Origin of the sequence: Nitrincola sp., assembly GCF_048264025.1 — a bacterium.
Lineage (GTDB): Bacteria > Pseudomonadota > Gammaproteobacteria > Pseudomonadales > Balneatricaceae > Nitrincola.
This window is the reverse complement of record NZ_JBLXDN010000003.1, coordinates 174445-189086: the sequence shown is the minus strand read 5'-3', so window position 1 is coordinate 189086 and position 14642 is coordinate 174445. Positions and strand designations below refer to the sequence as shown.

Below are 14642 nucleotides of genomic sequence, written 5' to 3'. Positions count from 1 at the left end.
TATAGGCTTGAGCTTATATCTTTGAAGGTAAAAGAAATTTAGCCCCTGAAGTGCTGTTGAAGTGCGGTAGAGTTGCGCTGGATCAATGATCTGCATCTGTACCCGCAGGGGCTGAATCCGTTAACATAACAGAATAGCCAAACCGGCACCTTCTTCGCTCGTTGATTCAGGACACGCTGACCAAGAGTATGAATGAATTTCTTCTTATCCTGATAAGCACCGTACTAGTGAACAACTTTGTTCTGGTGCAATTTTTAGGGCTTTGTCCATTTATGGGGGTTTCCAATAAACTGGAAACCGCCATGGGCATGTCACTCGCCACAACCTTTGTGCTGACGCTGGCGTCAGTCTGCAGCTACCTGGTGTACCGTTACCTGTTGCTGCCCTTTGACATCACCTGGCTACGCACCATCGCCTTTATTCTGGTGATTGCTGTGGTCGTGCAGTTCACCGAAATGGTGGTACACAAAACCAGTCCCTTGTTGCACAAACTCTTGGGTATTTATCTACCACTCATCACCACCAACTGTGCGGTGCTGGGCGTCGCCCTGTTAAATATTCAGAAGCAAAATAACTTCCTGGAATCCATTGCCTATGGCTTTGGGGCAGCCGTGGGCTTTTCCATGGCCCTGGTGCTCTTCTCTGCTCTGCGTGAACGCATTGCCGTTGCCGATGTACCCGTTACCTTTCGCGGAGCGGCCATCGGCATGGTGACGGCCGGACTGATGTCGTTGGCCTTCATGGGCTTTACCGGTCTGGTCAGGGTTTGAGGGAAGCCGCTGTATGACAATCATTCTGACAGCTGTTTTAATTCTATTGGCATTAGCCAGTGTCTTCGGGGTGATCCTGGGATATGCCTCAGTGCGCTTTCGTGTCGAGGGTGATCCGATTGTCGACCAGATAGATGCATTACTGCCACAGACTCAGTGCGGTCAGTGCGGCTATCCCGGCTGTCGCCCCTATGCTGAAGCTATATCCAGTGGCGATGCCATCAACAAATGTCCGCCGGGGGGCCAGAGTACCATCGAATCCCTGGCTGACCTGCTGGACCGTGAAGTCGTCCCACTGGATGCTGAACACGGTGAAGAACAAGCTAAAACGGTGGCCTATATTCGTGAAGATGAGTGCATCGGCTGCACCAAGTGCATTCAGGCCTGTCCTGTGGATGCCATTCTGGGAGCGGCGAAACAGATGCACACCGTCATCGTCAGTGAGTGCACCGGCTGTGATCTCTGTGTTGAACCCTGCCCTGTAGATTGTATTGATATGCTGCCACTACCTGTTACCCCGGCCAACTGGAAATGGCCCGCGCCAGTCTCTGATCCCAACCTGATTCTCACTGACCGTGGTCGGGGACATCTGCTGCAGGGAGGTTCACAATGAGTCGGGTTTACAGCTTTCATGGCGGGGTTCATCCGCCGGAAAACAAGCGCCAGTCACTGGGCGCACCGATTCGTCAGGCACCGCTGCCTTCACGTCTGATATTGCCACTGCAGCAGCATATCGGCAAAGCCGCTACGCCACTGGTTGAAGTCGGACAGGCGGTTCTCAAGGGCGAAAAAATTGCCGAGCCTAATGGCCATATCAGTGCGGCTATTCACGCGCCCAGCTCAGGAATCATCGCCTATATTGGTCTGCAACCTGTACCCCACGCGTCCGGATTGGAATCGCCTTGTATCGTCATTGAAACTGATGGTGAAGATCGCTGGATCGAACGCGAACTCTTACCGGACTATCGCAGTGTCAGTAAAAAAAATCTGATTCGGCATATCCGCGAATCCGGTATTGCCGGGCTCGGCGGAGCGGGTTTCCCAACCGATATCAAGCTGAATCTGGGTCAGGACCATATCGTTAACACCCTGATCATTAATGCCGCCGAGTGTGAGCCTTATATTACGGCCGACGACGCACTAATGCGCGAACGTTCGGACGAAATACTGTCTGGTATCGAAATCATTGCCCACATTCTCGAGCCCAGTCATACGCTTATCGGTATTGAAGATAACAAACCCAATGCCATCAAAGCGCTGCGGGAAGCCATTCGAAAACGTAATCTGCCTATCGACCTGATGGTGGTGCCAACACGCTACCCCTCCGGCGGTGAAAAACAACTGATTCAACTGCTGACAGATGTGGAAATACCCAGCGGATCAATACCCGCCGATGTCGGCATAGTCTGTCAGAATGTCGGCACAGCCGCCGCCGTGTATCGTGCGGTGGAACTTGGTGAACCGCTGATTTCACGTATTGTCACCCTGACTGGCTTTGCTTTGGGTCACCGGCAGAACTATGAAGTTCTGATCGGCACGCCTTTCTCTACTCTGTTGGAATCCGCCGATGTAGATCGCTCACGCCTGTTCCGTTTGGTCATGGGTGGACCGATGATGGGCATTTCGGTGGAAGATGACCGTATCCCGGTGATTAAAACCACTAACTGTATTATTGCCGCAACACGTGAAGAGATGCCACCGGCACCACCGGCACAGCCCTGCATTCGTTGTGGCATGTGTGAACAGGTATGTCCTGCTTCGTTGCTGCCACAACAGCTATACTGGTTTGCCAAAGGCCGGGAGTTTGACAAGGCCCGTCATCACAACCTGTTTGACTGCATCGAGTGTGGCGCCTGTGCCTATGTTTGCCCCAGCAATATCCCTTTGGTGCAGCATTATCGTTTTGCCAAATCTGAAATCCGTAATGAACAAGCCGAACAACTGAAAGCGGCTCAGGCACGTGAACGCTTTGAAGCTCGTCAGGCTCGCCTGGCACGCGAAGTGGAAGAGAAAGAACTCCGCCGTAAAGAGCGCGCCGAAGCCGCTGCACGCGACCAGGCCCGCAAGAAAGCTGAAGCTGAAGTTGCATTAAGCAGCTCCGCGCCTCCCGATCAGGAAGCCGAATTGAAGAAATTGAAAACAGCTGCGTCCATCGCCCGCACCAAGCTGAAAAAAGCCCGTGAGGCACTCAAGAATGCGCGTGAAAAAGGTCTCGAAGGCACGGATAAACTGGACGCTACCGTTATCCAACTTGAGCAGAGTGCTGACGCGGCCGAACAGGCCTGGCAACGCGCCGCAGGAGAACAGAACTGATGGCACTGATTCACCTGAGCTCACCACATGTTTCCAAAGCGAATGCTACCGATCGCGTCATGCGCCTGGTGTTATTGGCTACCCTACCGGCACTGCTGGCACTGACCCTTTTCTTTGGCTGGGGAAGTCTGATTCAACTGCTATTGGCCTGTAGCTGCGCGTTAGTATTTGAAGCGGCTTGCCTGCGACTACGCAAACGCCCACTGGGCTTTTTCCTCAGAGATGGCAGTGCGCTAGTCACCGGAGTGCTGCTGGCACTGGCCATCCCGCCGTTTGCACCTTGGTGGATCATTGTTATCGGCGTGTTTACCGCGATTGTGATTGCCAAGCATTTATACGGTGGCCTGGGCAACAACCCCTTTAACCCGGCTATGGTTGCCTATGCCCTGCTACTGATTTCCTTTCCGGTCGAGATGAGCCAATGGAATGCACCTTTTGTACTCATTGACAACGACTGGTCAGCCCTGACCCACCTGGGTGAAACTCTGCGGATCATTTTCACCTCGGTGGATCATAGTCTGATCGATGGCTATACCGGTGCAACACCACTGGAAGTACTCAAGCATCGTGCAGGCATGACAACTGAAGAAGTCTGGCGCAGCTCTACTGTACTCAGTAAAGGCGTATTTGCCTGGTACAGCATCAGTGCGGCCTGGATGATGGGCGGTATTTTTCTGATCTACCGCAAAGTGATTACCTGGCATGCGCCCTTTGCCATGATCGGTACGCTATTCCTACTCTCCAGCCTTTTCTATGCCGGTGACCCTTCCAGCTTTGCTGATCCGTTTGTGCATATTGGTGTCGGTGCCACGATGATGGGGGCTTTCTTTATTGCCACTGATCCGGTTTCCTGTGCCTCCAGTAACCGTGGCAAGGTGGTGTTCGGTATAGGCGTGGGTCTACTGGTTTACATCATCCGCACCTGGGGTAACTACCCGGATGCTGTGGCATTTGCCATTTTGCTGATGAATCTGTCAGCCCCATTCATCGATCACTACACCCAGCCACGCAGCTATGGGCATCGGCGGGCTAAACGCGGTATAGGCGGAGGGCAGTAGCATGCAGGATCTACTCGCTAGTATTCGTCGCAACACCGCTGGCATTGCCATTTTTGCAGCGGTGACGGCCGGTCTGATCGCCATTACTCAGGTATTAACCCAGGAGCGCATCGCTGCTAACCGGGAAGCCCATCAGGCAAGGGCACTCTATGAAATTCTGCCCCAGCAACTGGATCCCAACCTGCACTTGCAGGTATTGGAGGTACCCGCACCCGAGTTGGGTATGACACAACCTATCAAGGTTTTCCAAAGTATTGTTGATGGTCGTGTTGAGGCGGTGATCCTGCCGGTCACCACCGCAGAAGGCTACAGCGGTGATATAAATCTGTTAGTGGGAATCTGGCGCGATGGTCGCGTGGCCGGTGTCAGAGTGATCGGGCACAGGGAAACGCCCGGACTGGGAGATAAAATTGAACTGGATAAATCAAACTGGATTTTGAGTTTCAATGATCAACGCTGGCTCGGCGAGGAGGACAGCCGCTGGAAGGTACGTAAAGATGGCGGACAGTTTGACCAGTTTACCGGCGCAACCATTACACCCCGTGCTATTGTTAAGCAGGTAGCGGCAGTTCTTCGCTACTATGAACAGCGTAAAACTCAGATATTAATGCCGTTTAATCAACCGCAAAACACCATCGAGCGAGGTAGTCCACATGAATCCTGAGTATAGAAAAATTACCCTGGATGGCCTGTGGCATAACAACCCTGCTTTGGTACAGCTGTTGGGCTTGTGTCCACTGCTGGCGGTTACCGGCAGTGTCGTTAATGCCATAGGCCTAGGCCTGGCGACTACCGTGGTACTGGTAGGCTCCAATCTGACGGTATCCTTGTTTCGCCATCAGGTGCCCGAGGCCGTGCGTTTACCGATTTTCGTCATGATTATTGCCGCCTTTGTTACTGCTATAGAACTGCTGATGCAGGCACTCACCTATGAACTCTACCTGATTCTAGGCATTTTTATCCCGTTGATCGTTACCAACTGCGCCATTATGGGACGTGCTGATGCCTTTGCTTCGCGCAACTCCGTGCCTGCCGCCGTGACAGATGGATTGATGATGGGGATAGGTTTCACACTGGTGTTGATGCTGCTGGGTGCCATGCGAGAAGCACTGGGTGCCGGTACCTTGTTCAGCAACATGCATCTGTTATTTGGCGACTTCGCACGGGGCTGGCAAATTACCCTAATTGAAGACTATCGTGGCTTTCTGTTCGCAGCACTTCCTCCTGGAGCCTTTGTCGGCATGGGATTGCTGATTGCATTGAAAAATATCATCGATGCTAAACTGAAAACGCGCGCTGAGCGTATCAAAAAACAAGATGTGGAGCCCGTGCCCACCAAGCGGGTCAGAATTACCGGATAACACAGGATTTTATGCTGACGTCTCAACCAATCATTACCCGCCTCTCCCTGGCTTTCTTGCTGCTGTTAATTGCCAGCTTCACTTCAACTTCATTGTTCGCTCAGGAAACGACTGAGTCGACCGACAATAAGCCCTCAAGCGCGTTGCTGGCCGATCTGCTCGAAAATCCGGAAACCCGTGACCAGCTTATCAGCGAACTGCGCGCACTGGCCGACCCGGAAAAAACCGAGACGACAGAAGAGCCGAAGGCGTCTCTGATTCGCCAGATAGCCGACACCACTCAAGCCTTTGCGCAGCAAATGACGCAACAGGTGTTAGAAGCTTTGGAAGTTATCACCAAACTCGGTAATAGCGACTGGCATCTGATGGTGCCATATGCCCTTAACTTTCTTTACATCATTATTGCTACGCTGATCAGTTACTTTGTGCTGCGTAAACTGGCCATACCGCTGTTCCGCTATGCCGATAATCTGGTCAGCACCAAACCCGGTGCAGGTCGGTTGGTATCTCGGCTGTTGATTGTTCTTGGGGCCCTGCTGGTGGATCTGCTGACCATTCTGCTGGCCTGGGTTACAGGTTACAGTGTCGCCCTCTTCCTGATTGGTGAGCTGGGTGAAATGAGCATGGTTCAGTCACTCTTCTTGAATGCATTCCTCGTCATTGAAGTGTTCAAATCACTGGTGCGGTTATTCTTTTCTGCACGCTATAACGGCTTGCGGCTGCTACCCTTCTGTGCTGAAACGGCCGCCTATTGGAATGCCTGGTTAGCTAAAATCAGCAGCTTTATCGGTTACGGCATGTTGCTACTGGTGCCAGTAGTAAACTTTTATGCGGCGCCCGCCTTGGGCCATCTTGTCAGCCTGCTGGTCATGTTGACTGCTTTTGCCTATGCACTGGCCATTATTTTGCAGAACAAAAAGCGCGTGGCTCAAAGTATCAGTGAACAGGCCGAAAAAGCAGATTTTGCCTTTACCACAGTTATTTTGAATATGCTGGCACGCAGCTGGCATCTATTGGCGATCGCCTATTTTGCCGGCTTGTTACTGGTTACGGCCATACGCCCCGAAGATGCTCTACCGGTGATATTACAAGCCAGCCTGCAAACCCTTCTGGCTATTGTCGTGGGGTTGTTTATTTCAGCACTGCTAACGCAGGTCATCTCCCGTCAGGTGCAGGTTTCCGATGACTTGAGAGCCCGCTTTCCGGCATTGGAAGCACGCCTGAACGAGTTCATTCCCACCTCATTAAAATTTGTGCGACTGGTCATCATGCTGGTAGTGTTCGCCTTTGTTCTGGATGCCTGGTCTTTGTTTAACTTTACTGACTGGCTCAGCTCAGACAGCGGTAGCCGCATATTGGGAACGGTCTTGTCAGTAGCCATTATCTTGCTTATTGCCAAGCTGATCTGGATCGCTTTTGCCAGTTGGATTGAACACCAAATTAGCCCACATACAGGCCGCGGAGCCGCCAGCGCGCGCCAGCAAACCCTGCTAAAGCTGTTAAGCAATGCCGTGATGATCACACTGATCGTATTTACAGTAATGATAACCCTGGCAGAGCTGGGACTGAATATTGGACCACTGATTGCCGGTGCCGGTGTTGTGGGTCTGGCCATCGGCTTTGGTGCCCAAACGCTGGTTAAAGATGTCATCACCGGTATTTTCATTCAGTTGGAAAATGCTATAAACAGCGGGGATGTTGTCACTGCCGATGGCATTACCGGTACGGCAGAAAACCTCACAATTCGCTCGTTAGGGTTACGTGACCGCTTCGGTACTTATCACTTGATTCCCTTCTCCTCTATTACCACTGTGTCCAACTATATGCGCGGTTATGGTTTCCATGTCGGTGATTATGGAGTGGCCTATCGTGAAGATACTGACGAAGTAACAGTGCATCTGCGTGCAGCCTTTGATGAACTGATGAGTGATCCTGAACAAAGCAAAGATATTATGGGTGAACTGGAAGTTCAGGGCGTCTCAGAACTGGCTGACAGCGCGGTTAATATTCGTGTACGAATCAAGACCCTGCCTGGCTCACAGTGGTCAGTGGGTCGAGCCTACAACCGACTGGTAAAACGCCATTTAGATGCAGCGGGTATTGAGATTCCTTTCCCGCATTTGACCATGTACTTCGGTCAGAACAAGGATGGATCCGCACCACCGGCACCACTTAATCTGGTCAGCACCCCAGCATCTCGTAGCGCCGAAAAGGGCCTGGAGCAACAACCGGATGAAGCCCGTTCGAACCCGCAAAGCGGCACTGATTTTGATGAGGCCTAGCTCAGGTCGCTGGAGTATCCATTGCATGCTGCCCATTTTTTGTTTAACATCAGTCGGTTAAATTTTATACATTCAGAACCGGAGCAGTAGCCTGTGGCACAGCCGATCCCTGTCGTTATCTGCGATGACTCTCAGCTCGCCAGAAACCAAATGGGTCGTGCACTCAAACACTGGAATGTTGATATCACCTTTGCTGAGCATGGTCTGAAAGCCCTTGAGGCGATACGCTTAGGCAAGGGGCACCTGCTGTTTCTTGATCTGAATATGCCGATTATGGATGGTTATGAGGTATTGGAGCGTATTCGACGTGATGACCTGCCCTGCCTGACTGTCGTCGTTTCTGGTGATGTACAGCAAACAGCCAGAAAGCGGGTTATGGCATTGGGTGCGCTTGGATTTATCGCCAAACCCATCAATGCAGAGTTGCTGACTGGATCTCTGAAAGACTACGGTCTGATTGATGAACTGGAGCCTCGCGATTCACCCGCATCCACCGACATGCTCTTAAGCATACCCGACAGCCTTACAGACTCGGTGCAGGAAGTGGCCAATATCGCCATGGGACGCACAGCAAGTCAGTTGGCCGACGTGTTACAGCGGTTCATTCACCTACCCGTTCCCCGTGTTGATCGCATTACCACCCAAGATCTGGCCATTGCACTCAAAACAGCCTCGGGGGAGCAACCGGCCACAACTGTTTGCCAGGGATTCTGCGGTCTGGGAATTGCGGGTGAAGCCCTGCTGATTTTTCAGGACTCATCCATTACTGATCTAGCTAATTTATTGCATTACCAAGGTGAGCTTACCGAAACCACCGAGCGCGCCGTTCTGATGGATATTGCCAACGTGCTTACGGGTGCATTCCTGTCTAACTTCAGCAAGCTGCTGGACTTGTCACTCAGCCGAGGTACACCTCGTATTCTTGGCCTTCATTCTGAGTCACCTCGTTTTGAGCACAGTCCGACTGCGAATCAGCAATTACTGTGTATCGAGATTGATTACCGAATCGCTGACAGTACAACACACTGCAATCTGCTGATGCTGTTTACTGAAGAATCCCTGCCTGCGCTGACTGAGCGCCTGGAACTGCTGAAATGACGCAACAAACACACCAGACTGAACTACATACCCTGCACTGGAAAATGAGTTTATTGGACAACCTGGATGTTGGCCTGATGATACTCGACAGTGATTTCAAGGTCGCATTATGGAATGATTTCATGGTCAATCATTCTGGCATGCCCAGTAGCCAGGTACATGGACAGTCCTTGTTCAGTGTATTTCCTGAGTTGGATACCCTATGGTTCAAGCGTAAGCTCAACAGCGTACTGACATTACATAATCCCGCATTTATGACCTGGGAAGAACGTCCCTGGCTGTTTCGTTTCAATAGTTACCGCCCAATTACTGGTTCAACACGCTGGATGTACCAGAATGTTACACTAATCCCGTTGACATCATCGGACGGTAATATCAAACAGATCGGTCTGATTATTTATGATGTTACCGATGAGGCCGTCAGTCGCCAGGCACTTGAAAAAGCCAATCAGGAACTGTGTAAACTCAGTCGTACAGACCACTTAACCGGCCTGAACAACCGTGGTTACTGGGAGATGTGTCTGCAGCAGGAATTTGATCGTTTTGTTCGAACTCAACAGCCTACCTCATTGATTTTATTGGATATAGATCACTTTAAACAGGTCAATGACAGCCAAGGCCACCTGGCTGGCGATGCCGTCATCCGTCAGCTTGCAGACTTTATTCGCCAGATGATACGCACCACCGATATTGCCGGACGTTACGGCGGTGAAGAGTTCGGCATCCTCCTGCTGAACACCCCGGCAGCCAATGCTGAGATCCTGGCCGAACGCCTGCGCTACACCGTAGAAACCCAGCCTATTGCTTACGAAGGCGAACAACTCATGGTCACTATCAGTCTGGGTGTTGCCGAGGCCGATAACAGTTTTTCTGACTATCAGAGTTGGCTGGAAAAAGCCGATCAATCCCTGTACCAAGCTAAGGAAAATGGACGCAATCAGTTTGTAACCCTGTGATGAGCTACCCATGAATGCTGAAAAACGTTACCAAATATTTTCGCGCCTGCGCGAGCAAAACCCTGAACCACGCACAGAGCTGGAATACCAGTCCCCGTTTGAACTGCTGATTGCAGTTATGCTGTCCGCGCAAGCCACGGATGTCAGTGTTAACAAAGCCACCCGCAAGCTATTCCCAGTCGCTAATACGCCTGAAAAGCTGCTACAGCTGGGTGTAGAGGGTGTCAAAGTCTATATCCGCACCATCGGCCTGTTTAACACCAAAGCCGAGAATGTGATTAAAACCTGCGCCTTGCTACTGAGTGAACATCAAGGTGAAGTCCCACAAACACGTGAAGCCTTGGAAAAACTCCCCGGTGTCGGACGCAAGACCGCTAATGTTGTCCTGAACACCGCCTTTGGACAGCCCGTGATGGCGGTGGATACACATATTTTTCGCGTGTCTAACCGCACCGGAATCGCCAAGGGCAAAAATGTATTGGAGGTAGAAAAGCGTCTGACGCACTTTGTACCTGCTGAATTTTTACTGGATGCGCATCACTGGCTGATCTTGCACGGCCGTTATATCTGTACTGCCCGAAAACCGCGTTGTGGTGCCTGTGTAATTGAAGATCTGTGCGAGTTCAAGGATAAAACCGAATAGTTACACACAGCTATTTGTTACTCACATTATCTGTGGATAAATCTGTGATTAGTTTTTGGATCAATAGCGCAACTCGGCGTAGTACGGGGCTTTCAGCGAATTGATACAAAAACAGCCAAGTTATAAATAACCATTTATAATCAACATGTTAGGATAGTCAAGAGGGGTTATACTGAATTTCTTTTGATCTGGATCAATCAATTGCTGTCAAGCCTTTTCGCATGTGCAAAAGTCAAAAATTAAGGCTTGTTTTTTACGCATTTTCAGTGCAGGGGAAGATAAAAACAGAGCCATCGGATTACTCCGGTAGCTCTATTTCGATATGTGATGCCGGACGACAGCAACAGGTGAGTATTTCATCATCTCTCAAATCAACCAGAGCGTCCTGCACGGCCTCTACCTGACCATCAAGCAGCCTGACCTTGCAGGTACCACAGTACCCCCCCCGACAGTTGTAAGCGGCAGGGATTTGCTGCGCCTCCAGTGCATCCAGTAGAGTGGGCTCATACTGATAATAGAAAGTATGAAAATTATTAACCTTGATTCGAGGAATGCCAGCCATAGTGTTTCTCAGAGATCAAAGCCGTCAAAGTCTTCAGTTTCTACGTCATTATCGATCTGACCAACCAGATACGAACTGATTTCAGACTCCTGAGGCGCTACCTGAACATTGTCACTGATCAACCAGGCGTTCATCCAGGGCAAGGGGTTCTGACGTGCCGGGAAGAGATCATCCAGCCCCAGCGCGCGCATTCTGACATTGGTGATATATTCAACGTAATCACCGAGAATACGTGCGTTCAAACCGATCATCGACCCCTGGCTGAACAGATAGACGGCCCAGTCTTTTTCCTGCTGAGCGGCTTCCTGAAAAATACCTATCACATCCTGACGACATTCAATGGCGATCTGCTTGAAATCAGGATCATCACGACCCGAAGCCAGAATATTCAGCATCTGCTGTGTACCGGTCAGATGTAAGGCTTCATCACGGGCAATCAGGCGAATAATTTTGGCATTACCTTCCATGATCGCCCGTTCAGCAAAGGCAAACGAGCAGGCAAAGCTGACATAGAAGCGAATAGCTTCCAGCACATTCACCGACACCAGTGTCAGGTAGAGTTTCTTTTTCAGGTTATACAAACTGGCATCCAGCACCCGACCATCGACCTCCTTTTTACCTGGGCCATACAAGCTGTATACCGTTACCAGCTCGATAAACTCGTCATACAAGCGCGTGACTGACTCGGCACGACGCACAATTTCCGGGTTAGTCACTATCTCATCAAACACCACCGAAGGTTCGGTGATGATGTTGCGAATAATATGCGTGTAGGAGCGGCTGTGAATGGTTTCACTAAAGGCCCAGGTTTCAAACCAGGTTTCCAGCTCTGGCAGTGAGACCACCGGTAGAAAAGCGATATTGGGAGAACGTCCCTGTACCGAATCCAACAGTGTTTGATACTTAAGGTTACTCAGAAATATATGCTTTTCGTGTTCCGGCATATCTGAGAAATCCTTGCGATCTTTGGTCAGATCAACTTCTTCCGGTCGCCAGAAAAAAGACAACTGCTTCTCGATCAGTTTTTCAAAAATTGGATATTTCTGTCTGTCATAACGAGCAACATTGACACTGCGTCCGAAAAACATCGGCTCAAGTGTGGCGTCGTGATCACTGGTACTAAATGTTGAATATGACATAACCGTTGCTCTTGTTCCTTGTGTGAGACCTAAGTGAAAAGCGGGATCAGCCTGCACTTTACAGCTTGCAGGCTCCTCCTTCACAACCAGCATCATCCTGCTGGTCTGACGCTCCATCACGGGTATTATGGTAATAGAGCGTTTTCAAACCGTATTTGTAAGCGGTCAGCAAATCCTTCATCAGCTGTTTCATCGGCACTTTATCACCGGGGAAACGGGTTGGATCATAGTTGGTATTCGCTGAAATGGACTGATCAACAAATTTCTGCATAATACCCACCAACTGCAGGTAACCCTCATTACTAGGGATATCCCAAAGCAACTCGTATTTATCCCGCAACTCCAAATACTCAGGCACAACCTGTTTCATGATCCCATCCTTGCTGGATTTTACTGAAACAAAGCCACGTGGTGGCTCAATGCCGTTGGTGGAATTGGTGATCTGAGACGAAGTCTCACAAGGCATCAATGCCGTCAGCGTAGAATTGCGTAGCCCGAATTCACGAATGTCTTCACGCAGCGTTTCCCAGAAGTAATGCAGTGGCTCTTCACAGAAGCTATCTACATCGCGCTTGTAGGTATCAATTGGCAACAACCCTTTAGCATAGGTGGTTTCATTGAACTTGGGACAGGCACCCAGCTCTTTGGCCAGTTGATTTGAAGCCTTGAGCAAGAAGTACTGAATAGCCTCAAAGGTACGATGAACCAGACCATTCGCCGAACCATCTGAATAACGCACACCATTTTTAGCCAGGTAGTAGGCCAGGTTAGTCACACCGACACCCAATGTACGGCGATTTTCAGTGGCATTATAAGCAGCTGGAATTGGGTAGTCCTGATAGTCCAGCAGGTTATCCAGGGCACGAACGATCAAATCAGCCAGGTCTTCCAACTCATCCAATGATGCCAAAGCACCCAGGTTGAAGGCCGACAAAGTACAGAGGGCGATCTCGCCTTCCGGATCATTCACATCTTGCAGTGGCTTGGTGGGCAGTGCAATTTCCAGACAAAGGTTGGACTGACGCACAGGCGCCACAGCCGGATCGAACGGGCTGTGGGTATTGCAGTGATCAACGTTCTGAATATAGATACGTCCAGTGGAAGCACGCTCAGCCGCCAACAGACCAAACAGCTCAACCGCCTTGATAGTTTGTTTACGTATCTCAGGCTGCTGCTCATACATCACATAGAGACGCTCAAACTCATCCTGATCGGCAAAGAAAGCTTCATACAAACCCGGTACTTCATGCGGACTAAACAGGGTTATATTTTCACCCTTGATCAGACGCTGATACATGAGTTTGTTGATCTGTACGCCATAGTCGATATGGCGCACTCGGTTCTCTTCTACACCCCGATTGTTCTTCAGCACCAGCAAGGATTCCACTTCCAGATGCCAGATCGGATAAAACAGGGTTGCTGCGCCACCACGAACACCACCCTGCGAACAGGACTTAACCGCCGTCTGGAAATGCTTATAAAACGGAATACAGCCTGTATGGAAGGCTTCACCGTTACGGATAGGGCTACCTATGGCACGGATACGACCGGCGTTAATACCTATGCCAGCACGCTGAGAGACATACTTAACAATTGCACCGGCGGTGGCATTGATAGAATCCAGACTATCATCTGTTTCAATCAATACGCAGGAGCTGAACTGGCGTGTCGGTGTACGTACACCCGCCATGATCGGCGTTGGCAGTGACAACTTGAACAAAGAGGTGGCATCGTAAAAGCGCTTAACGTAGCTCAAACGGGTTTCTTGCGGATAGCGGCTGAACAAGCACGCGGAAACCAGCATATACAAAATCTGCGGTGACTCATACACCTTTCCGGTTACCCGGTTTTGCACCAGATACTTGCCTTCCAACTGCTTTACAGCGGCGTAGCTAAAGTTCATATCCCGGCTATGATCGATATGTGCATTCAACTCATCAAATTCGGCCTGGGTATAGTCTTCAATCAGGTGCTTGTCATAACGCTGTGCGTCTACCAAACCACGAACATGGGTATAAAGGTCCGGGGCTTCAAAACAGCCGAACGCACGCTTACGCAGATGAAAAATAGCTAGACGTGCGGCTAAATATTGATAATCAGGGGCTTCTTCTGAAATCAAATCGGCAGCCGACTTGATCAGGGTTTCGTGAATATCCGAAGTCTTGATCCCATCATAGAACTGGATGTGTGCACTCAGCTCAACTTGCGATACGGATACATTTTGCAGTCCTTCCGCAGCCCAGATGATGACTCGGTGAATTTTTTCCAGATCGATAGGTTCCCGACGTCCATCTCGCTTGGTTACCATCAGATTTTTCTGCATAACACCGCTCTTCCGTATATCAAATATTCATGGGGCAACCAACCTTAAAACAGCTGATCACTTTTTAGCCTGAAAACACAATATGTAGTGCATACATCTCAAGTTGACACCAAATATAGTTATTTTAAAAAGAATTT

At 50.2% G+C, this 14642-nt stretch carries 13 protein-coding genes; 10 read left to right on the top strand and 3 right to left on the bottom strand.

What is annotated here, in order from left to right; genetic code table 11:
- Positions 1–188 precede the first annotated feature (188 nt).
- The 10 genes from rsxA (at position 189) to nth (ending at position 10481) form a co-directional block, all read left to right on the top strand.
- Positions 189–770 carry an electron transport complex subunit RsxA gene (rsxA, locus tag ACN0R1_RS04355; protein WP_417580300.1) on the top strand — a complete coding sequence of 194 codons (582 nt, stop codon included), beginning with the start codon at positions 189–191 and terminating at the stop codon, positions 768–770.
- A 13-nt stretch (positions 771–783) separates the two neighbouring features.
- Positions 784–1383: an electron transport complex subunit RsxB gene (rsxB, locus tag ACN0R1_RS04350; RefSeq protein ID WP_417580298.1), complete on the top strand. Its 600-nt coding sequence runs from the start codon at positions 784–786 to the stop codon at positions 1381–1383.
- Positions 1380–3083: an electron transport complex subunit RsxC gene (gene rsxC / locus ACN0R1_RS04345; RefSeq protein ID WP_417580296.1), complete on the top strand. Its 1704-nt coding sequence runs from the start codon at positions 1380–1382 to the stop codon at positions 3081–3083. The genes rsxB and rsxC overlap by 4 nt, the downstream gene beginning before the upstream one ends.
- Positions 3083–4141, top strand: coding sequence for an electron transport complex subunit RsxD (gene rsxD / locus ACN0R1_RS04340; protein ID WP_417580294.1), 1059 nt, complete (start codon positions 3083–3085; stop codon positions 4139–4141). The genes rsxC and rsxD overlap by 1 nt, the downstream gene beginning before the upstream one ends.
- Position 4142: 1 nt before the next feature.
- Positions 4143–4805, top strand: a complete 663-nt coding sequence (gene rsxG / locus ACN0R1_RS04335; RefSeq protein WP_417580292.1) for an electron transport complex subunit RsxG — start codon at positions 4143–4145, stop codon at positions 4803–4805.
- Entirely contained in the window at positions 4795–5502 is a 708-nt protein-coding gene (locus tag ACN0R1_RS04330) for an electron transport complex subunit E (protein ID WP_417580290.1), read from the top strand. The genes rsxG and ACN0R1_RS04330 overlap by 11 nt, the downstream gene beginning before the upstream one ends.
- An 11-nt stretch (positions 5503–5513) precedes the next feature.
- A complete protein-coding gene (locus ACN0R1_RS04325) occupies positions 5514–7784 on the top strand; it encodes a mechanosensitive ion channel domain-containing protein (protein ID WP_417580288.1) in 2271 nt (756 codons plus the stop codon).
- A gap of 93 nt (positions 7785–7877) precedes the next feature.
- The gene (locus tag ACN0R1_RS04320; RefSeq protein ID WP_417580286.1) at positions 7878–8882 is read left to right on the top strand and encodes a response regulator; all 1005 of its coding nucleotides are present in this window, start codon (positions 7878–7880) and stop codon (positions 8880–8882) included.
- Positions 8879–9838 carry a diguanylate cyclase gene (locus ACN0R1_RS04315; RefSeq protein ID WP_417580284.1) on the top strand — a complete coding sequence of 320 codons (960 nt, stop codon included), beginning with the start codon at positions 8879–8881 and terminating at the stop codon, positions 9836–9838. The genes ACN0R1_RS04320 and ACN0R1_RS04315 overlap by 4 nt, the downstream gene beginning before the upstream one ends.
- A gap of 10 nt (positions 9839–9848) precedes the next feature.
- Positions 9849–10481, top strand: coding sequence for an endonuclease III (gene nth, locus ACN0R1_RS04310; protein ID WP_417580282.1), 633 nt, complete (start codon positions 9849–9851; stop codon positions 10479–10481).
- Between the two features lie 298 nt (positions 10482–10779).
- On the opposite strand, the gene yfaE is transcribed toward nth, so the two are convergent.
- Genes yfaE through nrdA form a run of 3 tightly spaced genes read right to left on the bottom strand, consistent with a single transcriptional unit; the run spans position 10780 to position 14505 of the window.
- Entirely contained in the window at positions 10780–11043 is a 264-nt protein-coding gene (gene yfaE / locus ACN0R1_RS04305; protein WP_417580280.1) for a class I ribonucleotide reductase maintenance protein YfaE, read from the bottom strand.
- A gap of 8 nt (positions 11044–11051) precedes the next feature.
- Complete coding sequence (gene nrdB / locus ACN0R1_RS04300; RefSeq protein WP_417580278.1) at positions 11052–12182, bottom strand: class Ia ribonucleoside-diphosphate reductase subunit beta; 1131 nt, start codon at positions 12180–12182, stop codon at positions 11052–11054.
- A gap of 58 nt (positions 12183–12240) precedes the next feature.
- The gene (nrdA, locus tag ACN0R1_RS04295) at positions 12241–14505 is read right to left on the bottom strand and encodes a class 1a ribonucleoside-diphosphate reductase subunit alpha (RefSeq protein ID WP_417580276.1); all 2265 of its coding nucleotides are present in this window, start codon (positions 14503–14505) and stop codon (positions 12241–12243) included.
- Positions 14506–14642: the final 137 nt, after the last annotated feature.

Coding starts and splice junctions, on each gene's coding strand:
- rsxA (WP_417580300.1), top strand. CDS start 189: ATGAATGAATTTCTTCTTATCCTGATAAGCACCGTACTAGTGAACAAC.
- rsxB (WP_417580298.1), top strand. CDS start 784: ATGACAATCATTCTGACAGCTGTTTTAATTCTATTGGCATTAGCCAGT.
- rsxC (WP_417580296.1), top strand. CDS start 1,380: ATGAGTCGGGTTTACAGCTTTCATGGCGGGGTTCATCCGCCGGAAAAC.
- rsxD (WP_417580294.1), top strand. CDS start 3,083: ATGGCACTGATTCACCTGAGCTCACCACATGTTTCCAAAGCGAATGCT.
- rsxG (WP_417580292.1), top strand. CDS start 4,143: ATGCAGGATCTACTCGCTAGTATTCGTCGCAACACCGCTGGCATTGCC.
- ACN0R1_RS04330 (WP_417580290.1), top strand. CDS start 4,795: ATGAATCCTGAGTATAGAAAAATTACCCTGGATGGCCTGTGGCATAAC.
- ACN0R1_RS04325 (WP_417580288.1), top strand. CDS start 5,514: ATGCTGACGTCTCAACCAATCATTACCCGCCTCTCCCTGGCTTTCTTG.
- ACN0R1_RS04315 (WP_417580284.1), top strand. CDS start 8,879: ATGACGCAACAAACACACCAGACTGAACTACATACCCTGCACTGGAAA.
- nth (WP_417580282.1), top strand. CDS start 9,849: ATGAATGCTGAAAAACGTTACCAAATATTTTCGCGCCTGCGCGAGCAA.
- yfaE (WP_417580280.1), bottom strand. CDS start 11,043: ATGGCTGGCATTCCTCGAATCAAGGTTAATAATTTTCATACTTTCTAT.
- nrdB (WP_417580278.1), bottom strand. CDS start 12,182: ATGTCATATTCAACATTTAGTACCAGTGATCACGACGCCACACTTGAG.
- nrdA (WP_417580276.1), bottom strand. CDS start 14,505: ATGCAGAAAAATCTGATGGTAACCAAGCGAGATGGACGTCGGGAACCT.